The sequence below is a fragment of the Planomonospora parontospora genome (genome assembly GCA_014647935.1).
Classification (GTDB): domain Bacteria; phylum Actinomycetota; class Actinomycetes; order Streptosporangiales; family Streptosporangiaceae; genus Planomonospora; species Planomonospora parontospora.
Genome location: BMQD01000002.1, coordinates 283,203 through 309,181 on the forward strand (window position 1 = coordinate 283,203; position 25,979 = coordinate 309,181).

The 25,979-nt window shown below is 74.4% G+C and carries 23 protein-coding genes and 1 tRNA gene; 16 read left to right on the top strand and 8 right to left on the bottom strand.

Annotation, left to right across the window (positions count from 1 at the left end):
- Nucleotides 1-70 precede the first annotated feature (70 nt).
- Complete coding sequence (locus IEZ07_RS04365; RefSeq protein WP_191893595.1) at nucleotides 71-721, top strand: TetR/AcrR family transcriptional regulator; 651 nt, start codon at nucleotides 71-73, stop codon at nucleotides 719-721.
- Between the two features lie 70 nt (nucleotides 722-791).
- Here IEZ07_RS04365 and IEZ07_RS04370 read toward each other — a convergent pair whose 3' ends face one another.
- Complete coding sequence (locus IEZ07_RS04370; RefSeq protein ID WP_191893596.1) at nucleotides 792-1,730, bottom strand: aldo/keto reductase; 939 nt, start codon at nucleotides 1,728-1,730, stop codon at nucleotides 792-794.
- 146 nt (nucleotides 1,731-1,876) lie between these two features.
- Here IEZ07_RS04370 and IEZ07_RS04375 point away from each other — a divergent pair, with 146 nt between their 5' ends.
- The gene (locus IEZ07_RS04375; protein WP_191893597.1) at nucleotides 1,877-2,257 is read left to right on the top strand and encodes a MerR family transcriptional regulator; all 381 of its coding nucleotides are present in this window, start codon (nucleotides 1,877-1,879) and stop codon (nucleotides 2,255-2,257) included.
- Between the two features lie 184 nt (nucleotides 2,258-2,441).
- Nucleotides 2,442-3,899, top strand: a complete 1,458-nt coding sequence (locus IEZ07_RS04380) for a peptidoglycan D,D-transpeptidase FtsI family protein (protein ID WP_191893598.1) — start codon at nucleotides 2,442-2,444, stop codon at nucleotides 3,897-3,899.
- On the opposite strand, the gene IEZ07_RS36165 is transcribed toward IEZ07_RS04380, so the two are convergent.
- Complete coding sequence (locus IEZ07_RS36165; RefSeq protein ID WP_444980669.1) at nucleotides 3,877-6,111, bottom strand: ATP-binding cassette domain-containing protein; 2,235 nt, start codon at nucleotides 6,109-6,111, stop codon at nucleotides 3,877-3,879. The genes IEZ07_RS04380 and IEZ07_RS36165 overlap by 23 nt on opposite strands.
- Nucleotides 6,112-6,225: 114 nt before the next feature.
- Complete coding sequence (locus tag IEZ07_RS04390; protein ID WP_191893599.1) at nucleotides 6,226-7,329, bottom strand: ArsR family transcriptional regulator; 1,104 nt, start codon at nucleotides 7,327-7,329, stop codon at nucleotides 6,226-6,228.
- 87 nt (nucleotides 7,330-7,416) lie between these two features.
- Here IEZ07_RS04390 and IEZ07_RS04395 point away from each other — a divergent pair, with 87 nt between their 5' ends.
- From IEZ07_RS04395 to IEZ07_RS04405, 3 genes are all read left to right on the top strand, one after another.
- Complete coding sequence (locus tag IEZ07_RS04395) at nucleotides 7,417-8,613, top strand: MFS transporter (RefSeq protein ID WP_191893600.1); 1,197 nt, start codon at nucleotides 7,417-7,419, stop codon at nucleotides 8,611-8,613.
- A 122-nt stretch (nucleotides 8,614-8,735) separates the two neighbouring features.
- Nucleotides 8,736-9,257: a GNAT family N-acetyltransferase gene (locus IEZ07_RS04400; protein WP_191893601.1), complete on the top strand. Its 522-nt coding sequence runs from the start codon at nucleotides 8,736-8,738 to the stop codon at nucleotides 9,255-9,257.
- 190 nt (nucleotides 9,258-9,447) lie between these two features.
- Nucleotides 9,448-9,849 (top strand): response regulator transcription factor, encoded by a 402-nt coding sequence (locus IEZ07_RS04405; RefSeq protein ID WP_191893602.1) that lies wholly within the window; start codon nucleotides 9,448-9,450, stop codon nucleotides 9,847-9,849.
- Nucleotides 9,850-9,915: 66 nt separating this feature from the next.
- Here the strand turns inward: IEZ07_RS04405 and IEZ07_RS04410 are convergent, their stop codons facing one another.
- Nucleotides 9,916-10,905, bottom strand: a complete 990-nt coding sequence (locus IEZ07_RS04410; RefSeq protein WP_239319435.1) for a LacI family DNA-binding transcriptional regulator — start codon at nucleotides 10,903-10,905, stop codon at nucleotides 9,916-9,918.
- Nucleotides 10,906-11,076: 171 nt separating this feature from the next.
- The gene (gene pcaB, locus IEZ07_RS04415) at nucleotides 11,077-12,423 is read right to left on the bottom strand and encodes a 3-carboxy-cis,cis-muconate cycloisomerase (protein WP_239319423.1); all 1,347 of its coding nucleotides are present in this window, start codon (nucleotides 12,421-12,423) and stop codon (nucleotides 11,077-11,079) included.
- Nucleotides 12,424-12,626: 203 nt separating this feature from the next.
- Here pcaB and IEZ07_RS04420 point away from each other — a divergent pair, with 203 nt between their 5' ends.
- Together IEZ07_RS04420 and IEZ07_RS04425 are read left to right on the top strand one after the other, a co-directional pair.
- The gene (locus tag IEZ07_RS04420; protein WP_191893603.1) at nucleotides 12,627-13,955 is read left to right on the top strand and encodes a CynX/NimT family MFS transporter; all 1,329 of its coding nucleotides are present in this window, start codon (nucleotides 12,627-12,629) and stop codon (nucleotides 13,953-13,955) included.
- 78 nt (nucleotides 13,956-14,033) lie between these two features.
- Nucleotides 14,034-15,131, top strand: a complete 1,098-nt coding sequence (locus tag IEZ07_RS04425; protein WP_191893604.1) for a glycerophosphodiester phosphodiesterase — start codon at nucleotides 14,034-14,036, stop codon at nucleotides 15,129-15,131.
- 72 nt (nucleotides 15,132-15,203) lie between these two features.
- On the opposite strand, the gene IEZ07_RS04430 is transcribed toward IEZ07_RS04425, so the two are convergent.
- On the bottom strand, nucleotides 15,204-15,575 hold the full coding sequence (locus IEZ07_RS04430) for a phage holin family protein (RefSeq protein WP_191893605.1): 372 nt from the start codon (nucleotides 15,573-15,575) through the stop codon (nucleotides 15,204-15,206).
- Between the two features lie 292 nt (nucleotides 15,576-15,867).
- Here IEZ07_RS04430 and IEZ07_RS04435 point away from each other — a divergent pair, with 292 nt between their 5' ends.
- The 3 genes from IEZ07_RS04435 to IEZ07_RS04445 all read left to right on the top strand — a co-directional run bounded on the left by IEZ07_RS04435 (nucleotide 15,868) and on the right by IEZ07_RS04445 (nucleotide 17,162).
- Nucleotides 15,868-16,170, top strand: coding sequence for a hypothetical protein (locus IEZ07_RS04435; RefSeq protein WP_231647395.1), 303 nt, complete (start codon nucleotides 15,868-15,870; stop codon nucleotides 16,168-16,170).
- Between the two features lie 133 nt (nucleotides 16,171-16,303).
- A complete protein-coding gene (locus IEZ07_RS04440; RefSeq protein ID WP_068897527.1) occupies nucleotides 16,304-16,702 on the top strand; it encodes an OsmC family protein in 399 nt (132 codons plus the stop codon).
- A 386-nt stretch (nucleotides 16,703-17,088) separates the two neighbouring features.
- Nucleotides 17,089-17,162, top strand: a tRNA-Lys gene (locus tag IEZ07_RS04445).
- 99 nt (nucleotides 17,163-17,261) lie between these two features.
- Here IEZ07_RS04445 and IEZ07_RS04450 read toward each other — a convergent pair.
- The gene (locus tag IEZ07_RS04450; RefSeq protein WP_191893606.1) at nucleotides 17,262-17,771 is read right to left on the bottom strand and encodes a DinB family protein; all 510 of its coding nucleotides are present in this window, start codon (nucleotides 17,769-17,771) and stop codon (nucleotides 17,262-17,264) included.
- Nucleotides 17,772-18,011: 240 nt separating this feature from the next.
- Between IEZ07_RS04450 and IEZ07_RS04455 the strand changes: the two genes are divergently transcribed.
- Nucleotides 18,012-19,118 carry a hypothetical protein gene (locus IEZ07_RS04455; protein WP_191893607.1) on the top strand — a complete coding sequence of 369 codons (1,107 nt, stop codon included), beginning with the start codon at nucleotides 18,012-18,014 and terminating at the stop codon, nucleotides 19,116-19,118.
- A gap of 132 nt (nucleotides 19,119-19,250) precedes the next feature.
- On the opposite strand, the gene IEZ07_RS04460 is transcribed toward IEZ07_RS04455, so the two are convergent.
- Complete coding sequence (locus IEZ07_RS04460) at nucleotides 19,251-20,222, bottom strand: ABC transporter substrate-binding protein (protein ID WP_191893608.1); 972 nt, start codon at nucleotides 20,220-20,222, stop codon at nucleotides 19,251-19,253.
- A gap of 55 nt (nucleotides 20,223-20,277) precedes the next feature.
- On the opposite strand from IEZ07_RS04460, the gene IEZ07_RS04465 reads away from it, so the two are divergent.
- The 4 genes from IEZ07_RS04465 (at nucleotide 20,278) to efeU (ending at nucleotide 25,965) form a co-directional block, all read left to right on the top strand.
- Nucleotides 20,278-22,521 carry an iron chelate uptake ABC transporter family permease subunit gene (locus IEZ07_RS04465; RefSeq protein WP_191893609.1) on the top strand — a complete coding sequence of 748 codons (2,244 nt, stop codon included), beginning with the start codon at nucleotides 20,278-20,280 and terminating at the stop codon, nucleotides 22,519-22,521.
- A 1-nt stretch (nucleotide 22,522) separates the two neighbouring features.
- On the top strand, nucleotides 22,523-23,797 hold the full coding sequence (locus IEZ07_RS04470) for an enterochelin esterase domain-containing protein (RefSeq protein ID WP_204054253.1): 1,275 nt from the start codon (nucleotides 22,523-22,525) through the stop codon (nucleotides 23,795-23,797).
- Between the two features lie 50 nt (nucleotides 23,798-23,847).
- Nucleotides 23,848-25,035, top strand: coding sequence for an amidohydrolase (locus IEZ07_RS04475; RefSeq protein ID WP_204054252.1), 1,188 nt, complete (start codon nucleotides 23,848-23,850; stop codon nucleotides 25,033-25,035).
- Between the two features lie 87 nt (nucleotides 25,036-25,122).
- Nucleotides 25,123-25,965, top strand: a complete 843-nt coding sequence (gene efeU / locus IEZ07_RS04480; protein ID WP_191893611.1) for an iron uptake transporter permease EfeU — start codon at nucleotides 25,123-25,125, stop codon at nucleotides 25,963-25,965.
- Nucleotides 25,966-25,979 lie beyond the last annotated feature (14 nt).

Genomic DNA, 25,979 nt, shown 5'->3' on the forward strand with positions numbered 1-25,979 from the left:
CTCACCTCCCGGTTGTATGAGTACTGCTCATGTTAGCTCGCGGGAGGAGTCCATGGGGGATGATGAGGTAATGACGAACGTCTCCGGGGGAACACTGCGCCGTCGCCCCGCCCAGCGGCGGAGCGTGGAACGGGTCGAGCGCATGCTGGACGAGTGCGCCAGGCTGCTGGACGAGGTGGGTTACGACGCGCTGACCACCAAGGAGGTCGCGCGCCGCGCGGAGGTGCCGATCGGCACCTTCTACCAGTTCTTCTCCGACAAGCAGGGGCTGGTGCGCGCGCTCGCCGTGCGCAACCTGGAGGCGTTCCTCAGCCGGATCACCGCCCGGCTCGCCGACGCCGAGCCCTCCGACTGGACCGGCATGGTGGACCTGGCGATCGACGAGTTCGTCGCCATGAAGCGCTCCACTCCCGGCTTCGGCGTCGTGGACTTCGGCGAGGTGCTGTACGCACCGGGCGGCCCGGCGCTGCGGGGGACCGAGCGCATGCTCGACACCGCGCTGGAGAACAACGTCGTCGTGGCCGACCGCCTCCGGGGGATCACCATCGAGGTGCTCGGCGCCCCGGCGGGGGCGGAGCTGGACCGGGCGCTGGTCGTCGCGGTGGAGGCGGCGGACGCCGTGCTCAAGCTCGCCTTCAGGACCAGTCCGGAGGGCGACCCCGAACTGATCGACGAGTGCAAGCTCATGGTCCGCCGCTACCTCGCCGCCCGCCTGCCGTAGCGTCCCGCCGGGGCGCGCGGCCTTCCGGGCCCGGCCGGGCGCTGCTCCGGGGCCCGGCCAGGAGGTCCCGTCAGGAGACGGCGTCCAGCCGGGCGCGGAGCTCGTCGTCGAGCTTGACGTCCAGCGCGCCGAGCGCCTCGTCGAGCTGCGCGACGGTGCTCGCGCCGACGATCGGGACGGTGGTGGGGGAGCCGCCGATCAGCCAGGCCAGGACCACCTGGTTCACGGTGGCGCCCAGCTCGGCCGCGACCTCGTGCAGCACGGCCAGGCGCCGGGTGGTGCCGGGATGGTCGAAGGCCGGGTCGAAGGGGCGGTCGGTGCGGGTGTACCCGCCGCTCATCAGCGTGCTGTACGCCCACAGGGTCACGCCGGGCTCCTCGCGCAGGTAGTCGAGGGTGTCGTCGTTGACCACCGTGTGCCCGGAGGACTGGAGCGGGGCTCCGGGCCGGGGCCGGACGTAGGAGTGGCGCAGCTGCAGGTGGGAGTAGGGCGTCCAGCCGTTCTCCCGGGCGACGTTCCGGGCGCGCTCGAACCGCCAGGCGGGGATGTTGCTGGCCCCGGTCTCCCGTACCTTGCCCGCCCGGACCAGCCCGTCGAAGGCGCCGAGGGTCTCGGCCAACGGGACCGACCGGTCCTCGATGTGCGCCCAGTGGACGTCCACGCGGTCGGTCCCCAGCCTGCGCAGGCTGCCCTCGATCGCGGTCTCGACGGCCCGCGCCGACAGGCCCTCGGCGGAGCCGAGCGTGCGGTCGCCGGGGACGGTCGGCCGGGCGCCGCACTTGGTGCTGATGACGATCCGGTCGCGGTTCTTCCGCGAGGCCAGCCAGCGGCCGATGGCCAGCTCGCTCTCGTCGCCGGTCGCCCCGTCGAACCAGAAGGGGTAGTTGTTGGAGGTGTCCAGCAGCGCGCCGCCTGCCTCGGCGAAGCGGTCCATGATCGCGAAAGCCGTGCCGTCGTCGACGGCGGTGCCGAACGGGATGGTGCCCAGTGCAAGGGGGATGTGCGTCATACGGCCCAGCGTGCGAGCTGGAGCGCACTCCATGTCAAGCCGTTTCAGCGGCGGTCGGCGAACTTGATCTGGAGCCCGCTCAAGCCGTTTCGGCGGCGGCAGGGGAGCTTGACCTGGAGCCCGCTCCAGGTGCCATGCTTTCGCGCATGAGCGTGTACACCCCGGGACAGGTGGCCGAGGAGACCGGGTTCAGCCTCGACACCCTGCGTTACTACGAGCGGATCGGGCTGCTGGAGCCGATCGGCCGCAACGCCGCCGGTCAGCGCCGCTTCACCCAGGAGGACATCGGCTGGCTGGGCATGATCAGGTGCCTGCGGGACACCGGCATGCCGATCGCGGAGATGCTCCGCTTCGCGGAGCTGACCAGGCAGGGCGAGCACACGATCCGCGACCGGATCGCGCTGCTGGAGGCGCACGACCGCCGGGTGGAGGCCCAAGTGGCCAACCTGCGGGAGAAGCAGACCGCGATCCGGAACAAGATCGGTTACTACCGCGGGGTCGTCGGGACGGGCCGCGGGCTGTCGTGACGCGCGCCCGTCGCGGTACGGCGGGGCGGAGCTCGGGCGCGGGCCCCTTGGGGTACGGCGGGGCGCATGCGAGGGCGGGCCGTCGGTTGTCGTGACGCGGGCCGTACGGGGCTTTTGCCGTGCGGCGGGGGGCCCTTTCCGGGCCGGCTGTTAGACCGGAAGCCGGACCTCGGGGAGGGGGCCCATGGCCGCACCGCGCGCGCGACGGATCGACATCCCGCTGAGGCACGTCGCCGTGGCGTGCGGGGTGATGCTGTTCGCGGTGCTCGGGAAGGCGACTTGGATCCAGGTGTTCGACGCCGCCGGGCTGCGGGAGGACCCGCACAACCAGCGGGCCCTGACCGCCCGGTTCGACCGCTCTCGGGGGGAGATCCGGCTGCGCGACGGCACCGTCGTCGCGGTCAGCCGCCGGGACCCCCGGGACGGAGACCGCCACCGGTACCGGCGGTTCTACCCCGAAGGGCCCGTCCACGCGCCGGTCACCGGGCACCTGTCGTTCTACGCCGCCACCGGGATCGAGCAGGCCGAGGACGCGGTGCTCGCCGGGACCGACCCCCGGGTGAGGGTCCGCGCGATCGTGGACGGGACGGCGGCGGCGGGCGCGGCGGTCGTGCTCACGATCGACGGGCGGGCGCAGCGGGCCGCCTACGCGGGACTGCGCGCCACCGGCCGCCCCGGGGCCGCCGTCGCGATCGACCCGGCCACCGGTGAGATCCTGGCCATGGCCTCCTACCCGTCCTACGACCCGAACCTCTACACCACCCCCGACGTGGCCGAACTCGACCGGACCGACCGGCGGCTGCAGGCCGACCCCGGCCGCCCGCTGCTGAACCGGGCGATCCGGCAGACCTACCCGCCCGGATCCGCCTTCAAGATCGTCACCACCGCCGCCGCACTCGCCTCGGGCGACTACCGGCCGGGCACGCGCGTCGCCGCGCCCGCCGCGTTCCGGCTCCCCGGCGCCTCCGTCCGCCTGCGCAACTTCCGCGGTACGGCCTGCGGCGACGGCCTCCCGTCCCTGGCCTACGCGTTCAAGATCTCCTGCAACACCCCGTTCGCGATGATCGGCATCGGTCTCGGCCAGGATGCGCTGCGCGAGCGGGCCGAGGCGTTCGGGTTCAACGACGGCGGTCTCGCGGTGCCCATGCCCGTGGCCCGGAGCGTCTACCCGGCCGGGATGGACCGGGCGCAGACCGCGATGTCCGCGCTGGGCCAGTTCGACGACCGCGCCACCCCGCTCGTGCTCGCGATGCTCTCGGCGGCGGTCGCGGGCGACGGCTCGCTCATGCGTCCCCACCTGGTGCGGGAGGTACGGCTCGGCGACGGAACGGTGATCGGCGAGGCGGAGCCGTCCCGCTACCGCCGCGCGCTGAGCTCCCGCGACGCCCGGCGGCTCACCGCCATGATGACCGGCGTCACGCGGCGGGGCGGCACCGGCCGCGCCGCGGCCCTCCCGGGCGTCGGGGTGGCGGCCAAGACCGGGACGGCCGAGAACGGCGGCCGGGACCACGCCGTCTTCACGGGCTTCGCCCCGGCGGACTCCCCCCGGGTGGCCGTGGGAGTCGTCGTCGAGGGAGGCGGCTCCGGCGGCCGGGTGGCCGCGCCCGTCGCGAGGGCGATCATGCGGGCGGTCCTGGGGTGAGCCCGGCGGCCCGCACCGGTCCTGCTCGTGCCGGTCCTGCTCGTGCCGGTCCTGCTCGTGCCGGTCCGACCGATGGCCCGGATGCCGATCCGCTGATCCGCTGATCCGCTGATCCGCTGATCCGCTGGCCCGAGGGAGCGGGAACCGGCCAGGAGGGGCGACGGGAGCCGGTCAGGGGGAGTAGGCGCGGGCCTGCAGGCCGTACAGCTCGGCGTAGAGGCCGCCGAGCTCCATCAGCTCGGTGTGGGTGCCCTCCTCGGTGACCTTGCCGTGGTCGAGGACGTAGATCCGGTCGGCGTAGCGGACGCTGGCCAGCCGGTGGGTGATCAGCAGGACGGTACGGCCGCCGGCGTGCTCGCGCACGCGTTCGAAGAGCGCGTGCTCGGCCCGGGCGTCGAGGGCGGCGGTGGGCTCGTCGCAGATCAGCAGGGGAGCGTCCCGGTGGAAGCCCCGGGCGACCGCGATCCGCTGCCACTGCCCGCCCGACAACTCCTGACCGTCCTTGAAGCGCCGGTCCGTCCGCCATGACCTGGTCGGCCCCGGCCACCTCGGCCGCCGCGACCAGCGCGGGCTCCCCCTTGTCCGTGCCCATGGTGATGTTCTGGCGGGCGGTCAGCGGCCAGCGGGTGTGGTCCTGGGCGATGACCGCGATGTGCCGCCGGAGCCGGTCGGGGTCCACCTCGGACAGGTCGGTGCCGTCCCAGCGGACGCGCCCGCCGTCGGGCTCGTAGAGACCGGACAGGATCTTCGCCAGGGTGGTCTTGCCGGAACCGTTCTCGCCCACGAGCGCGACCACCTCGCCCCGGTCGAGATGGACCGAGACCCCCTGCAGGGCGGGGGAGTCCGACCCCGGGTAGGTGAAGACGACGTCCTCGGCGGTGATGCGCTCGAACCCCTCCGGGACCGGGCCGGAGCGCCCGGAGGTCAGCCGGGCCTCGGCGTCGGCGCAGAACTCGAGGAAGTCGGTGAAGTAGAGCCCCTCCTCGTACAGCCGGTTGGTGGCGTACATCAGGTTCGCGAGGTAGGTCTGCCCGGAACGGATCGCCAGCACGGCGGTGCCCGCCACGGCCAGCGGGACCGCTCCGGCGGCCAGCAGCAGGCCGAGGGCGACGTAGACCAGGGCGGTGCCCACGCCGCTCAGCCCCTCGCCGAGCACCCGCGTGAACGTCTGCCGCCGTGCCAGGTCCAGCAGGACGGCCTGCTCCGCGCGGGAGACCGCGTCGTACATCCGCATCAGGAAGCCGCGCATGGTGAACGAGCGCACCTCGGCGGCCGGCTCGCCGTCCGCCAGGAGCTGGGCGGTGATCCACTTGCGCCGGGCGGCGGGGATCAGCCGGTACATGGTGGTGTAGCGCATGCGGGCCGCCCGGACGGCCGCCCAGGCGTCCGGCAGCACCGCGAGCACCAGCAGCGGCAGCAGCACGGGGTGCAGGACGCCGAGCACGCCCGCGGCCGCGACGATGCCGATCGCCGCGGTCAGCACGTCGATGGCCGTGCCGACCACCACGTCGGCCATGGATACGCCCCGCGCCCTGGCGCGCTGCAGCGCGTCGTGGAAGTCGGGGTCGTCGAAGGCGGCCAGGCCGACCCGGCTGGTCAGCCCGTAGAGACGCTCCTCGGCGATCCGGCTGACCTGCGGGTCCAACCGGGACTGCGCCCAGCCCGCGCCCGCCTGGGTGAGCGTGCGCAACGTGGCGGCCACGCCCACCAGGACCAGGCTGGGCAGGGCCGCCCTGACCCGCTCCGGGGTGGGACCGGCCTCGAACAGGGCGGTCAGCACCCCGGTCGTGGCGAGCAGGCCGAACGCGGTGAAGACGCCGCTCAGCAGGCTCAGCGCGATCGTGGTGGCGGTGTCGCGGGGGCTGGCCAGCCAGGCCAGCCGTACGGCCTGGGCCACCAGGGCGGGCAGCCGCCGGGCGACGGTCAGGAACCCAACGCCGACCAGCTTGTCCGCGTGTGCGTACCAGTCGGTGAGGTTGATCTCACCGAGCTCCGGGACGCCGGATCCGCCGGTGTCGGTGTCGGTGCCGGTGCTGGTGTCGGGAGTGTGGGAGTCGGTGCCGGGGGCGCGGGGACCGGGGGCGGGAGGCTCCGCGGTGTTCGGCCCGGAGGCGCGGGATTCCGGGTCGCGGGGTTCCGCGCTTCGGGATTCCGCGCCTCCGGGCGCCGCGTTGCGGGGTTCTGGGACAGGGTCCGGAGAGGTGTCCGCCATGCTGGCAGTCTGAATCGCCTCACCGGAGGTCGCCATGGCCCGGGGCTGTCCAGCATGGGACACCTGCGCCGATGTGCTCTGACGCTGCGGATCCGCGGGGGCGGAGTACGGTCGTCACCGGCCTCCATCCGCCGACGGCGGGCCGGTCTCCGGCGGACCGGCCAGTGCGTCGCCGAGCGCGGTCCGGTGGTAGAGCACGCTGCGGCCGGTGCGGGCCCGGGCGACCAGGCCTGCCCCGCGCAACGCCGCCAGGTGACCGCCGACGGTGCCCAGACCCAGGCCGAGCAGGGTGGCGAGCCGGCTGGTGGTCGCCGGTACGGCCAGCTCCAGCAGGATGCGGGTCCTGGTCCGGCCGATCAGCCCGGCCAGACCGGCTGCGCCGCCACCGGTCTCGGGCGGGACGCCGGTGCCGCGCGCCGGGTAGGAGAGCGCGTACGGCCAGTCGTGCTCGAAGTAGGAGCCGATCCCGAGGGGGAAGACCGACGGCAGGAAGAGCACGCCCCGGCCGTCCAGCCGGAACGTCTCGTCGGAGCCAGGACCGGAGCCGAAGCCGGTGCCGGTGCCAAGACCGGAGTCGGAGCCAAGACCTGTGCTGGTGCCGGTGCCAGGGCCGCGGCCGGGGCCGGAGTGGACCTCGATGACGCCGTCCGGCAGCCAGCGCGCCTTCGGTGCCAGGTCGTCGAGGGCCGCCGCCCAGCCGTACGTCGCCAGGCGGCCCGCCCGCTGGACCACGTCCCGCTCCAGGATCGCGTGGAAGCGCGGCCAGGAGGGAGCGACGATCTCCTCCCAGGCCCGCTGGAGCGCGTCGGCGAACAGCGCCACCACGTCCGGTGAGAACAGCACCCGGGCGGCCTCCTCCGGCGGGCGCGCCATGCCCTCCAGGTTGCGGGCGATCTCCTCGTGCGCCTGGGCGACGGGCGTGGCGCGCACGACCGCGAGCTCCTCCTCGATCGGCGTGTTCACGCCGGCCGGCGGGGGCGCGGGGAAGTCGGCGTTGTAGGCGTGGTCGCGGAAGAGCACGGTCATCGGCCCCAGCCCCGGCTCGGTGGCCAGCAGCCGGCCGTACGGCTCCCGCATCCGGTCGGTCCAGGCCCGCCACGGCCCGGCCTCCTTCTTCCCGGACAGGACCCAGAGCGCCTGCTTGGTCGTGATGAGCGGGGAGATCGCGAACCGGCTCGCCACCAGATCCGCGGAGCTGACCTCGATCCGGTATACCACGGGCGCCTCCTGCCGTCTCCCGCGACCGGCCTTTCGGGGATATCCGAAAGATTAGTCTTCCGGCGGCCCTCCTCCGAGCATCGGTGCATGACGACCACACGAGAACGCGGCGCGACCTACGGTGACGTCTTCGCCGCGGACGGATTCCGGGTGCTGTTCGGGAGCTTCGCGCTCCTGGTCGCCGGGGACCAGGTCAAGATGCTGGCCCTGGCGGCGCTGGTGCACGCGCGGACCGGCTCCGCGGGCCTGTCGGCGGCGGCGTACATGCTCGGGTTCCTGCCCTACGTAGTGGGCGGCACCTTCCTGATCTCGCTTGCCGACCGGATCCGGCCGCGCCCGCTGATGGTCGCCGGGGAACTGGTCAGGGTCGCGACCTGCCTGCTGCTGGCCCTCGCCGGGATGCCCGTCTGGGCGATGCTCGCGCTGGTGCTGGCCACCGGCGTGCTCTCCCCGGTCTTCGGGGCGGCCCGCACCGCGCTCCTGCCCGACCTGCTGGCGGGGGACGCGTTCGTGCTCGCCAGATCGGTGCTGGGCGTGACGGCGGCCGGGGCCCAGGTCGGCGGGCTGGCCTTGGGCGGCGGCCTGCTCGCCGCCACCGGATCGGAGGGGGCCCTGCTGGTCACCGCGGGGCTCTCGGCTCTCGCCGCGGTCGTCCTGCGGGCGGGGCTGCCGGACCTGCCCGGCCGGGGCAGGGGCGAGGGCGGCGCCGTACGGGAGACGCTGCGGGTCAACCGGGCCCTGCTGACCGACGCGCGGGTGCGCGGGCTGCTGCTGGCGCAGTGGCTCCCGGTCTCCTTCGTGACGGGAGCCGAGGCCGTGCTCGTCCCCTACCTGGGCGGCACGGCCGGGATCGCGCTCACCGCCGCGTCCGCGGGCCTGGCGCTCGGCAGCTTCGCCGTCGGCCGGTTCGTCTCCCCGGAGGGGCGGGAGCGGCTGGCCCTGCCCCTCGCGGTGGCGGGGGGTGTGCCCCTGCTCGGGTTCGCGTTCCAGCCGGGACTCGCCGGGACCGCGCTGCTCGTCCTGCTCGCCACGGCGGCCGGCGGCTCCTACGCGCTCGGGCTGCAGCGGCGGTTCGTGGACGTGACCCCGGAAGCGGTCCGGGGCCAGGCCTTCGGACTGCTCGGCACGGGCGCGATGACCGGCCAGGCGGTGGGCGCCGCGCTGGCGGGGGCCGCCGCCGAGTGGACGGCCCCCCATCTGGCCGTCGCCCTCGCCGGGACCGCGACGATCATCTGCTCGCTGGCCCTGCGCAGATCCCTGCACCCGGACGGCCCCGGACGCTGACCGGTACGGGGGTGCCTGGCCGGTACGGGCTGGATCTTCGTCTCATATCCTACGGAGGACCGCCTGCGCGTTTCCGCGTCCTTCCGGACCCTTTCGCGCACCGCACCCGACAGAAGGCCGGCATGCCGTACACGATCACCCGCCTGTCGGTCGAGGACTTCCGCGACAGCGTGCAGGAACTCGCCGAGCTCCTCTGCGACACCGTCTCCGGCGGCGCCTCCCTGGGCTTCCTCGCCCCCCTCGGCCGGGACGCGGCGGAGGCCTGGTGGCGGGCCAGGGAGCCCGCCGTGGCCGACGGCGGGCTCGCCGTCTGGGTCTCCCGCGGGCCCGGAGGCGTCGACGGCACGGTCAGCCTCGCCTTCGAGGCCAAGGCCAACGGCGGGCACCGGGCCGAGGTCGTCAAACTGATGGTCCACCCCCGCGCCCGGGGCCGCGGACTGGGGCGCGGGCTGCTCGCCGCCGCCGAGCGGGCCGCCGCCGAGGCGGGGACCACCCTCCTGCTCCTGGACACCGAGACCGGCAGCGACGCGGACCGCCTGTACGGCGCCGCCGGCTGGACCCGCTACGGCATCGTCCCCGACTACGCCGCCGACCCGGCCGGCTCCCTGCGGGACTGCAGCTTCTACTACAAGCGGCTCGGCTGATCCGGGGCCGGTGCCCCGGATCAGCCGGGCCGGGGTTCTGCGCGGACCTTCGGCAAGTTTTTGCCTCCGGAGACGCAACACCCGCGGGGGCTGGGTAGGACCGTTGGACGACGGGGGTCCGCGGGAGGGGCGGGCCCGGCCGGTGACGCGGGAACGGGGCGGACCCCGAGAGTCTTCGAACGGTGGGGTGATGGCCGGGGTTCTGGTCGTGGACGACGATCCGGACGTGCAGTTCGTGGTGGGTCTCGTGCTCAAGCGGTTCGGGCACGATGTCGTGATGGCGGCCAGCGGGCAGGCCGCGCTGGAGATCGCCGCCCGGGAGATGCCCGACGCCGTGATCCTGGACTGGGTGATGCCCGGGATGGCCGGTCCCGAGGTGTGCCGCAGGCTGCGGGCGATGCCCGGCGGCGACCGGGTGGCGGTGATGATGCTGACGGTCCGGGTGGGGGAGGAGGACATGGAGGCCGCCTTCCGGGCCGGTGTCGACGACTACATGATGAAGCCGTTCGGCCACGAGGAGTTCATGGCGCGGGTCGAGTCGATGCTCGCCCGCGTGGCGCAGCCCGGCTCCGGCCGGGATCGGCGATCCTGATCGGGACACGGCGCGGCCTTCCCGCGAGCGGGGGCTTCCTTCCCGTGGCGGGCTCCGACCCCGGGGTCAGGGCCGCAGCTCACCCGACCCGCGGGGGACGAGCCGGGTCGCCAGTTCGATCCGCCGGGCGGGACCGGTCTCGCCGGACAGGCGGCGGAAGAGCAGCTCGGCGGCCGTCCGGCCGAGACCGGCGGGATCCTGGGCCACCACGCTCACCCCGGGCGTCAGCAGGTCGGCCAGCTCGAAGTCGTCGAAGCCGACCAGGGGCGGGCGGTGACCGGAGCGCAGCAGCGCCACGGTGATCCGGCCGTTGCCGGCGAACACGGCCGTGGGCGGGTCCGGCTCGGCGAGCATCCGGTCCAGCGCGACCCCGGCCCGCTCCGGCGGACCCGTCGCGATCAGCGTCCCGTCGGCGGGCAGACCCGCGTCGGAGAGCGCGCGGCGGTAGCCGCGCAGGCGCTCGGCGGCGGTGAAGATGGCGGTGCGGTCGCCGAGGAAGGCGATCCGGCGGTGGCCGTGGCGGATCAGGTGGGTCACCCCGGAGTGCGCGCCGCCGGCGTTGTCGGAGAGCACGGTGTCCGCGTCCAGCCCTCCGGGACGGTCGGCGAAGACGGCGGCGACGCCCGCGTCGAGCTCGGGCAGCAGGTAGTCGTGGTCGGTCCCGGCGGGCACGATGACCAAACCGTCCACCCGCCGTGCGCAGAAGGCGAGCACGAGCTCCCGCTCGCGCCGCGGATCCTCCCCGGAGGAGCCGCTGAACACCAGCGAGCCGTGGCGGAGCGCGACGTCCTCGACCGCCCGGCCGATCTCCGAGTAGAACGGGTCGGCGACGTCCTCGATCACCAGCCCGATGGTCGCGGTCCGGCCGCGGCGGAGCATCCGGGCGCTCTCGTTGCGCCGGTAGCCGAGCCGTTCGATGGCCGCGGCGACCCTCTCGGCGGTGGCGGGGCTGACCCCGGGCTCCGCGTTGACGAACCGGGAGACCGTCTTGAGCGCCACCCCGGCCGCCGCCGCGACGTCCTTCATCGTGGGCCGGCCCCGGATGCCCTCTGTCACGTTCCGATCATGGACCAGGCCGCGCTCGCGGACAACATCGTCACCGCGTTCCGGTCCCAGGATCTCACCTGCCGTCGTCCCGGCCGGATTCCGGGCCCGCCGCGGTCCGTTCCACGCGCTCCCCGCCCGGTACGGCGCGGCGGGCGGCGTCCCCCGCGCTCCACCCGTCCGTCACGTGTCCTCCCTGCTGTGCTCCAGCGCGCGGTCGACGAAGGCACCGGCCGAGCCCAGGGCGCGCGCCGGGTCGAGGGCGGTGTCGAGGTCCTCCGGCGACAGGTCCGCCCCGGGCCCGGCGAGCAGCGCCTCCCGCAGGGACAGGCCCTCCTCGACGGCGCGCGCGCAGGCGGCGTCCACCGCCGAGCGGGCCTGCGGCGTGCCGCCGAGCCGGACGACGACGTTCTCGGCCATCGGCAGGCCCCGGGTCAGGTGGAGGTTGGCGCGCATCCGGGCGGCGTCCACGGTCAGGCCCTCCAGGAGCTCGCCGAGCCAGGAGGCGGCGCTCCCGGTCAGCCGGAGCAGCTCGCCCGCGGTCTCCCACTCGGCCTGCCAGGGCCCGGCGGCGCGCTCGTGTTCGGCGAGCATGCCGGCCAGCACCGAGGCCACGAGCCCGGGGACCCGCTGGACGCAGGCGAGCACGGAGACCGCGCCCACCGGGTTGCGCTTGTGCGGCATCGCGCTGGAACCGCCCCGGCCCGGGGCCGAGGGCTCGGCGGCCTCGGCCACCTCGGTCTGGGCCAGCAGCTTCACATCGGTCGCGATCTTGCCCAGGACGCCGGCGGTGACGCCCAGCGCGCAGGCCAGTTCGGCGACCGGGGTCCGGTCGGTGTGCCAGGGCAGGATCGGGGCGGCCAGCTCCAGCTCGGCCGCGAGCCGGGGCGGCACCTCGTGGCCGCGCTCCCCGAGGACGGAGAGCGTGCCCGCGGCGCCGCCGTACTGGACGGGCAGGCGCAGCGCGGCCAGCCGGGCGTGCGAGCGGTGCAGCGCGGTGAGCCACCCGGCGGCCTTCAGCCCGAAGGTGATCGGCACGGCCTGCTGCAGGACCGTGCGCCCGGCCATGACGGTGTCGCGGTGCTCCCCGGCGAGGCGGGCGCAGGCGTCGGCGGCGGTGCGCAGGTCGCCCAGGATCTGCGCGAGGGCGCGCCGGGCCACCAGCATCGCGGCGGTGTCGTTGACGTCCTGGCTGGTGGCGCCGTGGTGCACGTACCGGCGCAGGTCCCCGCGGACCTGCTCGCGCAGCGCGGCGACCAGCGGGACCACCGGGTTGGCGCTGCCCGCGGCCCTGCGCCCGATCTCGGCCAGGTCGAACAGCTCCGGGTCGCAGGCGGCCCCGACCGCCTCGGCGGCCTCGCGCGGGACGAGGCCGAGCCCGGCCTGGGCGCGGGCCAGCGCCGCCTCCACGTCCAGCATCGCGGCCAGCCAGGCCGCGTCCGTCACCTCGGCGGCGGCCCCGCCCCGCGCGAACATCCCGGAGAACAGCCCGTCCGGTCCCGTCGACCCCGCCGAACCTGCCGACATCATGACGCCCACCTCCCGCTTGCGTACCTCCAGCGTGTCACGGGACCCGCCGGGCGCCGGACGGGTGTCCGGGGCCGGAACCGGTGCCGGGACCTTCCGGTGAGGGTGCGACGGGCCGATGCCCGTTCCCGCCCGGCGCCGGTCACCGCCGGAGACGTGCGCGGCCGGGGACGTGTGCGGCCGGGGGCGTGTGCGAAAGTAGGGCGATGTCCGAGCGCCGGGTCCGCCTGTCATGGTTCCTGCTGGTCGCCGGGTTCGTACTCGCCTCGTTCAACCTCCGGCCCGCCCTGGCCGGGATCTCGCCGGTGCTCGACGAGATCATGGAGGATCTCGGGCTGAGCCCGGCCGGAGGCGGCGCGATCACCACGGTGATGGTGGTCTGCCTGGGGGTGCTCGCCCCGCTCGCCCCCCTGCTGGCCCGCCGGTTCGGCCTGGACCGCACACTGCTGGCCGGGCTGCTGGTGCTGGCCGCAGGCCTGCTGCTGCGCAGCGCCGGGAGCGTCCCCGCGCTGTACGCGGGCGCGGCCGTGGCCGGCACCGCCATCGCGGTCATGAACGTGGTGATGCCCGCCATCGTCAAGCAGCACTTCCCCGCGCGGGTCGGCCCGTTCACCGGCGTCTACGTCTCCGGCCTGGTCCTCGGCGCCGCCGCGGCCTCCGGGCTGACGGTCCCGCTCGAACACGCCACCGGGTACGGCTGGCGCGGGGCCACCGCGCTGGCCGCGCTCCCCGCCGTGGCGGCGGCCGTACTCTGGCTGCCCCAGGCGCTGCGCCGCCCGGCGGGCGGACCGGCGGCGCCCAGGCCGTTCGGTGCGCTGCTGCGCGCCCCGGTGACCTGGGCCGTCACGGCGTTCATGGGGCTGCAGTCGCTGACCTTCTACATCACGCTCGCCTGGCTGCCGACGGTCTTCCAGGAGGCGGGGCTCCCCGCCGACCAGGCCGGCTACCTGCTGAGCCTGTCCAACCTCGTCCAGGTGGCGGTGACGCTCGCGGTGCCCGTGCACGCCGGGAGGGTGCGCTCGCAGGTGCCGCACGTCACGGCGGCGACCCTGCTCACCGCCGCCGGGTACGCCGGGGTGCTGGCGGCTCCCGCCACCGTCCCCTGGCTCTGGATGCTCGTGCTCGGCGTCGGCCAGGGCGCCGCGATCGCGCTGGCCCTGCTGATCATCACCCTGCGGGCCCCGGACCCGGCGGCGGTGACCGCGCTGTCGGCCGTCGCCCAGTCGGCCGGGTACGTCCTGGCGGCCCTCGGCCCGTTCCTGATCGGCCTGCTCCGGGAGGTCACCGGCGGCTGGACGGTGCCGCTGCTGGCCGGGCTCGGCGCGTGCGGGCTCCAGCTCGCCGCCGGACTCCTCGCCGGACGCCCGGCACCGGCTGCGGGACGGCCGGGACGGGAGGCTCGTGGGACCGGGGACCCCGGGCCGGATCCCGCGCCGGACGCCGGGCCCGCGCCGGACGCCGGGCCCGCGCCGGACGCCGGGCCCGGGGCGGAGCCGGGAGCCGGGCCGCGTTCCGCTCCGGTCCGCGGTGAATGACGTTCCCGACACCGGGCCGTGGCGCGGCGGTCGCGTCCCGGGCACCCGCCGGTCACCCCGGGCCCCTACGGTCCTCCCATGATCCGTAGGCTCCTCGCCGTGGCGCTGACCGTTCTCGCGACCGGTACCGTCACCGTTGTGCTGCACCGACCCGAACCCGCCGCCGCCGAGCGCCGCGGCGGCGAGCCCATCGTCATCGGCCACCGGGGCGCGAGCGCCCACCGTCCCGAGCACACCCTGCTCTCCTACGAGGCCGCGATCGCGCTGGGCGCCGACTACATCGAGCCCGACCTGGTCTCCACGAAGGACGGCGTCCTCGTGGCCCGCCACGAGAACGAGATCTCCGGCACCACGGACGTGGCGGACCATCCGGAGTTCGCGGCGCGCCGTACCACGAAGACCGTCGACGGGCGGCCGGTCACCGGCTGGTTCACCGAGGACTTCACGCTCGCCGAGCTGAGGACCCTCCGGGCGGTGGAGCGCGTGCCCGACCTGCGGCCGGGCAACACCGTCTTCGACGGGCTGGCGGAGATCCCGACCTTCGAGGAGGTCCTGCTGCTGGCCGGTGAGCACGGGGTCGGCGTCTACCCCGAGACCAAGCACCCCACCTACTTCGACTCCATCGGCCTCTCCCTGGAGGAGCCGCTGCTGGAGACCCTCCGCAGGCACGGCTGGGACGGGCGGCGCTCCCCCGTCTTCATCCAGTCCTTCGAGACGGCCAACCTGCGCGAGCTGCGGAGGAAGACCCGGCTCCCGCTGATCCAGCTGATCAGCGCGAGCGGCGCGCCGTACGACTGGACCGCGGCGGGGGACCCGCGCACCTACGACGCGATGGTGACCCCCGAGGGCCTGCGCGAGGTCGCGCGGTACGCCGACGGCATCGGCGTGGACACCCGGCGGATCGTCCCCACCGGCCCCGACGGCCGCCTGCTCGCGCCCACCACGCTGATCGGCGACGCCCACCGGGCCCGGCTGAAGGTCCACACCTGGACCGTGCGGAACGAGAACTCCCAGCTCCCGGTGGACTTCCGGCTCGGCGACCCGGCCAACCCGGCCTTCCCGCGCGCCACCGGCGATGTGATGGGCTGGCTGGAGAAGCTCTACCGGCTCGGTCTGGACGGCGTCTTCGCCGACGACCCGGGCATCGCCCGCGCCGTCCGGGAGCGGGTCCTCTGACGCGTCCGGCTCCCGGCCGGTCCTCCGTGGAGGACCGGCCGGGAGCCGGAGGCCGGGCCGGTGGCCGCCGCGTCAGTCGCGGCCCAGGACCAGGTCGAGCAGCCAGCTCACCACGCCGACGATGACCGCTCCCCAGAGGGCGGCCCAGAAGCCGGTTACGTGGAACGACAGGTCGAGCTGATCGGCGATCCAGCTCGTGAGCAGGAGCAGGCCGGCGTTCACGACGAGGGCGAACAGACCGAGGGTCAGGACGTAGAAGGCGCAGCCGATGGTCTTGATGATCGGCTTGAGGACCGCGTTGACGAGACCGAAGACGAAGGCGACCGCGAGCAGCGTGCCGATCCTCTTCGGTGTCGTGTCCCCCGAGACGGTGATCCCGTCCACGAGCAGTTCGGCCACCCACAGGGAGGCCGCCACGATGAGGACTTTGATGATTATCTTCACCGATTACCTCCAATGGGGGCCCCGGCCTCCAGGCCGGGGACTTGGGCGTCCGGGGATCCTCGCACGGTCGGAGGACGGCCGGTAGGCCCGAAGGTCCGTAGATCTTTGCGCCGACCGGTATGCCTCGACACTAGCCACTCGGGTGCCGGTCGTGGCGCGGACCGGGCTCGATCTCCCCTGGAGGGACCTGCGGTAGGAGACCGTTTACCGTGATCGGCCCGTCCGCTGACCGTTCGATCGACGACGAACACGCATGATCGCTCACATCTGGGGGCAGATGGGGCATAAGGGGGTGGGATCGTTGGAAACGGATGAGCTGGATGCGTTGTCGGCCCGGGAGCTCCACGACCGAGCAGTGGGGTACGCGGTGCACCACGGGGATTTCGGCTTTCTCTGGGAACTGCTCAAGATGATCCCGCCGGCCGAGGCGGCGAGCGGGAACAGCGACCAGACGGCCAACGACCTCACCCGGGTCTCGGCTCTGCTCAGCGACGCCATGGTGGCGGGTGAGGGAGAGCTCGGTGAGGCGCTGCGGCCGTTCTACATCGCCTACCTGTCCGAGCACCCGGACGCCATGGCCGCCCCCGAACCCTAGAGTCCGCCTCCGCCGGGCCGCCCGATCCCTCCCGGCCGCCGAACGCGGCCGCGGGCGTACGGCCCGGCGCCCCCGCCTGGCCGTACCGCACGCTTGGATAAGGTGATCGGCAGGCGACCAGGGAGGACGGATCATGGCATCGGTGCACGTGGAGCGGACCGAGGACGGATACATCGCGCGCAACGAGCGCGGCGCCGAGGTGGCCATGGGCGGCGGTGACGAGCAGGGCGTCTTCACTCCGGTCGAGTTGCTGCTGGCCGCGCTCGGAGGCTGCAACATCGTCACCGTGGAGCCCCTCACCGCCAAGCGCGGCCACCGGCTGGTCCGCCTGGCGATGACCGTCAGCAGCGAGAAGATCGAGCCCACCAGGCTCGGACCGATCACCGTGAGCTACGACGTCGAACTGCCCGAGGGTGACGAGAAGGCGGCCGAGGTCTTCCGTGCGGTCGCGCACCGCGTCGAGGAGAATCACTGCACGGTGAGCAACGCCCTGCGGAACCGCACCGAGGTCGTCCTCGAACTGCCCGTGTGACGCCCCCCCCGCGGTCCGGCAGGCTGACCCGGCCTATACCGGGTCACTCCGGGTGTAGGGGCAAAACCAACCTGTGTATGACGTTCTCGTTGCCTTCGTCTCGCTAGTGTGGAAGCAGGTCAAGGAGGTCCGCGAGGACCACCGGGGCCCAACGGAGACTTTTACCGGAAAAGGACGCGGGGGGATCGCGTCCACGAGCGGAGCCGCCGTCGTCTTGGGGGAGGCGACGGCAGAGCCCGCCAGGTGAAGACGGGGCCGGACGGTTGGGGGAACCGTCCGGCCCCGCATCTGTGTCCGGAGCCTCCCGGAGGCATCCGGGCGGATGCGCGTTCTGGGTGGGGATGTGCGTTGCCCTCCGCCGGGCTGCTAGAGTTGGCCCATCGCAAGCGCCGCTAGCTCAGTTGGTTAGAGCAGCTGACTCTTAATCAGCGGGTCCGGGGTTCGAGTCCCTGGCGGCGCACCGAGGTGAAAGCCCGGGCCGGTCTCACCGGCCCGGGCTTTTCGCGTTCCGGCCCGCGGCCTTCTCGGACCATGGCCTTCAGACCATGGCCTTCGGTCCTCAACCCATGGTCTTCGCGCCGTCCAGCGCCTCGCGGATGATGTCGGCGTGACCGGCGTGCTGGGAGGTCTCGGCGATGACGTGCAGCAGCACCCGCCGCACCGACCAGGAGGCGCCCGGCTCGAACCACGGGGCCTCCGGGAGCGGGTGGGCGGCGTCCAGGTCGGGCAGCGTCGCGACCAGCTCGTCCGTCCGGCGGGCCACCTGCTCGTAGGCGTCGAGGAGCCCGGCCAGGGTCTCGCCCTCCAGCATGCGGAACTGGCCCTCCCAGTCGATCGGCTCGCCGTACATCGCCTCGGCCCCGCCGACCGCGAACCTCATCCAGCTGTCCTCGACCCCGGCCACGTGCTTGATCAGACCGCCCAGGCAGAGCTCACTCACCGTGGTGCGCCGCGCCGCCTGCTCGTCGGTCAGCCCTTCGACCGTCTGGCGCAGGAAGCCCCGATGCCTGGCCAGCGTCTGCAGCAGATCGGCCCGCTCGCCGGTGATGGTCTTGTCCTGGGTGGTCATGGAGACCCGCCTTCCGTGGCGTTCGCGTGATCCGGCGAGTCCACGCTACCGACCGGCACCGACATTTCCGGATCACCGATGCGGTGCTCCGGCGGCGGTCCGGGGATCGGCGGCCTTGCGGAGCGGGAGGGCCGCGGTGAACCGCTGGGGCACGGCCGACACGGTCCGTTGTCAGGGCGCATGAGATCTTGTAGCTTGCTGGTCGATCCGCTCGCGTCCACCGACCCGGGGAGCGGCCCCATGGGTGTTGCGCCCAGTGATGTGATCACCTCGGCTCCGAGCGTCTGGGGGGCGGCGAGCGCCTCAAGTGCGGCGGCCGTCTTCCCGCTCGCCGCCCCCGTCGCGCTCGCGCTGGGCACGCTCGTCTCCGACCCGGCGCAGATCTGGCACGCCGGCGACCGGTACGGGGGCGTCGCCGAGCGCGTCCGGTCCGCGAGGGCCCTGGTCACGGAGGCCGTGAACGGCCGGGCCGACGCCGACCGGTGGACGGAGCGCGGCCGGGACGCCTTCATGGCCGCCCGGGTCCGGCCATACCAGGAGACGCTCGGGCAGGCCGCCGAGATGTACGACGCCATGGACGCCGCGCTGAAGCTGACCGCGGTGGCCTACACGTCCGTCGGGTTGTCGTCCGCGGTCATCGGGGCGGCGCTCGTGCGTCACGTGGCGTCGCTCCTGGCCGCCGCGGTGGTGCCCGCCCTCAACGTGCAGGCGACCTATGTGGCCAACGCCCGGATGGTGGAGGCGGGGACGGCCGTACGGGCGCTCATCGCGGGCCTGGCCAAGGCGAACGGTCCCGCGGTGGCGCTGCTGTCCGGGGTCGCGGCCCGGCTCGGCGTCTCCCGCGCCGTGCTGGCGGGCCTGGGCACGCTCGGCGCGGGCGGCCTGGGCGGTTTCGTCGGAGCGCGCGCGGTCCCGGCGGCCGGTGGGGCCGCGACGCCGCTGGAGTGGCCGAGACGCGTCGAGGGGGACATCGAGGAGGGCGCCGAGGGGGACGCGGTGCCCGGCGGGTTCCGGGCTCCCACGGCGGACCAGCGCGCGGGGATGAGGAGCATCCATCCGGACTCCATCCGGGCGCTGGGCGAGGACCTCGACGCCGGGCCCGGCAGGATCCTCGACGCCGCGTACGAGGACGCGCGCGGCATCGAGGTGGGGTTCCCGGGTTTCGGGGTGGCCGGGATCCACCTCTTCCACGCCCACGGGGAGATGCGGGACGGCGCGGTCCGGCAGCTCGCCGCCGGGCGCGACGTGCCCGGCACGTGGCTGCCGGGGCTGAGGACGACCGCCGACAACTGGGTCTTCGCCGAGCGGGCGAACACCGGCGGCGACGGGCGAACGCCCCGCCGGTGAGACCGGCGGGGCGCTCGGTGGGACGCCCGTCCGCGTGGGCGCGGCGGGGACCCGGGCACCCGTCCGGGTGATCGGGGCAGGGACCGGGGGAGGGCGCCCGTCCGGGTGATCTGGGTGCGGGACGCGGGCCCGTCAGCCGGCGAGGGCCTTGACCAGGTCGTCGAGGACGACCTGGGCGGCCAGCGGGGCGCCGCGGGTGCTCCAGACGGAGCCGTCGACGGTGGCGACGTGGCCGGCCTTGACGGCCTTCAGCTCCTTGAAGGCGGGGGTCTCCTTGACTTCGGCGAGGGCCTTCTCGCCGTCGGAGGTGAGGGTGGACAGGAACAGCCACTCGCCGTCGATGTCGGACAGGGCCTCCAGGCTCAGCGGCATGGAGTGGGCGGTGCCGTCCTTGTCCTGCGCCTTGGGCCGGGTGAGGCCGAGGTCGGTGGCGACGAAGCTGGCGAACTGCCGCTTCTCCATCCAGCTCGGGCCCTGCGGGTTCCACCGGACGATGCTCACCTCGGCGGGCTCGACCTTGGCCTTCGCCTCGGCGACCTTGGCGTCGTAGTCGGCGAGGACCTTCTTGGCCGCGTCGAGCCTGTTCAGCGTGTTGCCGATGCCCATGAACGACAGCTTCCAGTCGTCGGTGGGCGCCATCGTGACCACCGTCGCAGGAGTGATCTTGCGGAGCTGGTCGAGCATCTGCTGGTCCTGCATGTCCCCGGCGAGGATCAGGTCGGGCTGGACCTCGACGACCTTGTCGATCACCGGCTGGAGCAGGTTGCCGACGACGGGGATGCCCTGGACCTTGTCGGCGAGGTACGCCGGGGGCTTGTCGAGGCCCTGGCCGTTGGTGATGCCGACCGGGGTGACGCCGAGGGCGAGGGCGGCGTCGAGGTCCTCCTGGGTGAGGGTGACCACGCGCTTCGGCTCCGCGGGGACCTTGATCAGGGTGCCGGTGGCGTCCTTCACCTCGCGGGTGGCGGAGGCGGCGGAGGACGAGGCGGCGGGTGCCGCGGACGTGTCCGTGGACGCGTTCTCGGACGGCGTGCCGCACGCCGCGACGGTCAAGGCGGCGAGAACGGCGGCGAACAGGCCGCCGGCCCTGCGGAGGGGGGACATGCGAACTCCAGACCAGATTAGGCAAGTCTTACCTACTTTAGGTTAGCCTTACCTTATGTTTACGCAACCCCGGGCCCCCCTCCCGGTGTTCGCCCTCTGCCTGACGGCGTTGCTGGGACTCGCCGCGGCCTCCGTGCTGACCGGCGCCGGCCGGGTCGCGCCGGAGCAGGTCGTCGACTACCTGCTCGGCGCCCGCGGCGACCACCATCTGGAGATGGTCGTCACCACGCTCCGGCTGCCCCGCACGCTGGCCGCCCTCGTCGTGGGCGCCGCCCTCGGCGTCTCGGGCATGCTGCTGCAGGCGGTCACCCGCAACCCGCTCGCCGAGACCGGACTGCTCGGGGTGAACTCGGGCGCCGCCCTCGGCGTGGTCGTCGGGATCGTCTACGCGGGCGCGCAGACCGGCGGGGCCTACCTGGTCTGGGCCCTCGGCGGCGCGCTGCTGGCCACCGGGGTCGTGCTGCTGATCGGCTCCCGCTTCTCCCCGCTCAAACTGGTCCTGGCGGGCGCGGCGCTGTCGGCCACGCTCACCGGGATCACCTCGGCCATGCTGGTCGCCGACCCCGTCACCTTCGACCAGTACCGGTTCTGGGTGCTCGGCTCGCTCGCGGGCGTCCCGCTGGAGCGGGTCCTGTCGGTCTCCCCGGCGATCCTGGCCGGACTCGGCATGGCCGCGCTGGCCGCCCGGCCGCTGGCCGCGCTCTCCCTCGGCGACGACATGGCCGTGGCCCTCGGCCACCGGCCCGGCCGTACCCGGGTCACGGTGACCGTGGCGGTGACGCTGCTCAGCGCCGCCGCGGTCGCGGTGGCCGGGCCGATCGGCTTCCTCGGCCTGCTGGCCGGCTACCTGGCCAGGACCCTGCTCGGCGGCCGGGTCGGCCCGCAGATCGTGCTGTCGGGCCTGGCCGGCGCGCTGGTGCTGCTCGGCGCGGACGTGCTCGCCCGGGTGGTCATGCGGCCGTACGAGGCGCCGGTCTCGCTGCTGATCGCGATCCTCGGCGGACCCGTGCTGATCGTGGTGGCGCGCTCCCGCGCGGTCGCCGCCGGGGCCGGGGACCTGATCTCGGACAGGATCCCGCGCCGGGGGGCGGGGCTCCTCCGGTCGCCGGCGGAAGGGCTCCGCCGCATCCTGGGGCGGCGGGCCGGAGCGGACCGCGCGGGCGGGGCCCCGGCGACCGGCGCACGGCGAGGCGTACGGTCCGGCGTGCAACACGGCGCACGGTCCGGTGTACGGCGCGGAGCGGGGTCCGGGCCGGGGCGGGGACCGCTCCCGTCCGACGCGCTGCCGGTACGGCTCGGCGCCCTCTCGGTCCTGCTCCCGGTGCGATCCTCCTTCGCCGTCGCGGCGCTGGCCGCGCTCGCGGCGGCGGCCGGGGTGACCGCGCTGGTGGCAGGGCAGTCCGCGATGACCGCCGGCCAGGCGCTGGACGCGCTGCGCGGGATCGGGGCGGGCGGGCAGATCCTGCTCGTCCAGGAGATCCGGCTGCCCAGGGTCGTCGCCGGGCTGGTGGCGGGGGCCGCGCTCGGCCTGTCCGGCTGCCTGACCCAGGCGCTGGCCCGCAACCGGCTGGCCACCCCCGACATGCTCGGCATCAACCAGGGCGCCGTCATCGCCATCATGCTGGCCGGACTCTTCTCGTCCGCGGAGATGCTCTTCGAGCACTGGTGGACCGGCCCGCTCGGCGCCCTCGCCGCCGCCGTCGTGGTCTTCGCGATCTCCGGCGGCGTCGGCACCCAGGGCTACCGGTTCATCGTCACGGGCCTGGCGGTCACCACCCTGGCCGGGGCGCTGACCCAGTCGGTCCTGGCCTGGCGCGGCCTCAGCTCGGCCACGGCCATCCACTCCTGGAGCGTCGGCAGCCTCGCCGGGCGCGGCTACCCGGTGGCGCTGCCGGTGGCCGTCGGACTGGCCCTGCTGCTGCCCGCCGCGCTGGCCGTCTCCCGGCGGCTGGACGTGATGCGTTTCAGCGAGGACGTCGGCACCGGGCTCGGGGCGAACCCCCGGACGACCCGGCTGGCCGTCCTCGCCCTGGCCGTGGCCCTGGCCGGGCTGGCCATCGGCATCGGCGGGCCCATCGCCTTCGTGGCGCTGGCCGCGCCCGTGATCGCCGCCCGCCTGTCCGGGCCCGCCCGGCTCCCGCTCGTCGGCGCGCCCCTCACCGGAGCCGCGCTCGTCGTGGCCGCCGACACGATCGGCCGCGTCATCGCCTCCGGGGCGGAGATCCCCGCGGGCGTCGTGACGAGCGTCCTGGGCGGCCCCTTCCTGCTGTGGACCCTGCTCTCCGACCGGAGGTCGTGACATGCCGATGCAATCCCCCGGACACGGTTCCCCGGGCGTGCCCCCGCGGGACGGCCGGACCACCCCGCTGGTCGAGCCGGCCCGGACGCCGGGCAGGTACCGGGTGACCTTCCTGTGGCGGGCCCGGTCCGAGGACGAGCGGGCGGTCGTCCTGATCAACACGCTGACCGACCGGGACCGGCACACGGGCGACATCGGCGCCCACGTGATGACCCGGGAGCCGGGCGGCGACGTGCTCAGCCTGACCTACGAGCTCGAGGGGGACCTGCGGGCGAGCTACCAGATCCTCCCGTGCGAGCAGGTGCCCGGCACCGACCGGGACTCCTGGCTGCGCGTCATGACGACGGCCCTCCCCGACCCGGGCAACCCCGTCATGGTCCCCGGAAGCCACGGCCGCAACCCCTCCTCCCTGCTGGAACTTCCGGAGGCCCCCGCGCAGCCGTACCGGGATCGGCGCCCCGGCGTGCCCGGGGGACGGGTGCACGAGAGCGCGGTCGCGGGACGGCGGGTCTGGGTCTACACGCCGCCGGGGCACGAGGCCTCCGCGGCGGAGACATCCGAGCGGGAGGTCCCGGGGACGCCGGGATCCTCGGCGGTTTCGGCGGTTCCGGCGGCTCCCGTGGCCCCGGCGGCTCCCATGGCGGAACGGGACGGCGGAGTGGCGGGACACCGGGGCGGCGGGCCGTACCCGGTGCTCGTCCTGCTCGACGGGGACGTGTGGGCCGGGCGGATCGCGCCGACGATGGACAACCTGATCGCCGAGGGCCGGATCCCGCCGACGGTCGTGCTGCTGCCCGACGCGGTGGACCGGCCGACCCGGCTGCGCGAGATGGCCTGCCACGAGCCGTTCGTCCGGCACCTGGCCGACGACCTGCTGCCCTGGGCGCAACAGGAGTGGGGGGTCACCGGCGATCCCGGGCTGACCGTGGTCGCGGGCCAGAGCTTCGGCGGGCTCACCGCCTCCTACGCGGCGTTCACCGCTCCCGAGCGCTTCGGCAACGTGCTCTCGCAGTCCGGCTCCTACTGGTGGAGCGACGACGACCCCGAATGGCTGACCCGGAGCTACGAGCGGGCGCCCCGGCTCCCGGTCCGCTTCCACGTGGAGGCCGGGCGGCTGGAGTGGATGCTGCTCGCCGAGAACCGGCGGTTCGCCGGGGTCCTCGCCGCCAAGGGGTACGAGGTGACGTTCACCGAGTACAACGGCGGCCACGACCCGGCCTGCTGGCTCGGAGGGCTCGCCTCCGGGCTCTCCGGGCTGGCCGCGGGGTGGTCGTGATGGGCGCCCCCGGAGCGGATGTGGCCGGGGCGGGCGCGAAGGGAGCGGATGTGAACGGCGCGGATGTGAGCGGAGCGGGCGCGGCCGGGGCGGGCGCGGAGGGACCGGGGCGCGACCCGGTGAAGGCCGCGATCAGGGAACGGGTGCTGGCGCACGCCGGGGAGCTGGTCGGGTTGAGCCACCGGATCCACGCGCATCCCGAGACGGCCTTCGCCGAGCACCGGGCGGCGGAGTGGACGGCGCGGGCGCTGAGCGCGGCCGGGTTCGAGGTGACCGCCGGGGCGGGCGGGCTGCCGACCGCCTTCTCCGCGTCGTACGGCTCCGGCCCCGTGACGGTGGCGTTCTGCGCGGAGTACGACGCGCTGCCCGGCCTCGGCCACGCCTGCGGGCACAACGTCATCGCCGCGGCGGCCGTCGGCGCGGGCCTGGCGCTCGCCCCGGTCGCCGACGCGCTCGGCCTGACCGTGAAGGTGGTCGGCACCCCCGCCGAGGAGCGCGGCGGGGGCAAGGCGCTGCTGCTGGAGGCGGGCGTCTTCGACGGCGTGGACGCGGCCATGATGGTGCATCCCGGGCCGTTCGAGACCGTCAGGTTCCGCTCGTTCGCGCTCGGCACGCTCGACGCCGAGTACCTCGGCCGCCCGGCTCACGCCACCCTCGCCCCGCACGAGGGCCGCAACGCCGCCGACGCGATGACCCTGGCCCAGGTCGCGATCGGGCTGCTCCGCCAGCAGCTCCCGCGCGACTGGCACGTGCACGGCGTGGTGACGGCCGCGGGGGAGGCGCCCAACGTCATCCCGGCCCGCGCCGCGGCGAGTTACGAGATCAGGGCCGCCAGGGCCGAGGACCTCGCGGCGCTCCGCGCCCGGGTGGAGGACTGCTTCCGGGGCGCCGCCGTGGCGAGCGGCTGCGAGCTGAACCTGACCCGCCCGGAACCGGACTACCTGGACTTCCGGGACGACGCGGGGCTGGCGGAGCTGTACGCGGCCAACGCCGCCGCGCTCGGGCGGCCCGCCCCGGTCGAGCGCGAGCCGTTCGCGATGACCGACATGGCCAACGTCTCGCACGTGGTCCGCGCCATCCACCCGATGCTCGACATCGGTGCCGGCGGGGCCGTACCGCACGACGCCGCCTTCGCCGAGGCCGCCGCGGCCCCGGCGGCCGACCGCGCGCTGCTCGACGCCGCCGTCCTGCTCGCCTGGACGGCGGCCGACCTGGTCCGTCCGCCCGCGGGAGCGTGAACACCACCCCCGCTCACTCTTCAGGAGACGTTCAGGTTATGGTAAGCCTGTCCTAAGTTAGGCAAGGCTTACGGGTGGAGGCCGTCCATGCTCGCGAGTTATCTCATCGGTCTCCGCGAGGGGCTGGAGGCGGCGCTCGTCGTCTCCATCCTCGTGGCCTTCCTCGTCAAGAGCGACCGCCGCGACCGGCTGCCGCTGGTCTGGGCGGGCGTCGGCGCCGCGGCCGTGCTCTCGGTGGCGTTCGGCGCGCTGCTCACCTTCACCGCCGCCCACCTCGACCTGCAGCAGCAGGAGCTGTTCGAGGCGGTCGTCTCGATCACCGCGACCGTGTTCGTCACGTCCATGATCTTCTGGATGCGGACGGCCGCCCGGCGGATGTCCGGGGAGCTGCGGGAGAAGCTCGGCGAGGCGCTCCGGCTGGGACCCGTGGCCGTCGTCGTGGTGGCGTTCCTCGCGGTGGCGCGCGAGGGGCTGGAGACCACGCTGCTGTGGTTCGCCGCCGTGCAGGGCGCCACCACCACCGCCAGCCCGCTGATCGGCATCACCCTGGGCCTGCTGACCTCGGTCGCGCTCGGCTGGGGGCTGTACCGCAGCGCCCTGCGGATCAACCTCACCACGTTCTTCACCTGGACCGGCCTGCTGCTGATCCTCGTCGCCGCAGGCATCCTCAAGTACGGCGTGCACGACCTGCAGGAGGCGGGGTTCCTGCCGGGGCTGAACACCCACGCCTTCGACATCAGCGGCGTCCTCGACCCCGGCGCCTGGTACTCGATGGTGCTCGGCGGCATGTTCAACGTCACCGCCCAGCCCAGCGTCCTGGAGACCGTCGCCTGGGTCGCCTACGCGGTGCCCGTCCTCGTCCTCTTCCTGTGGCCCGGCGGCAGGACGCCGGCGGGCCCCGCCCCCCAGTCGGCCCAGGCCGCTTCCTGACCGGAGTCAACGCA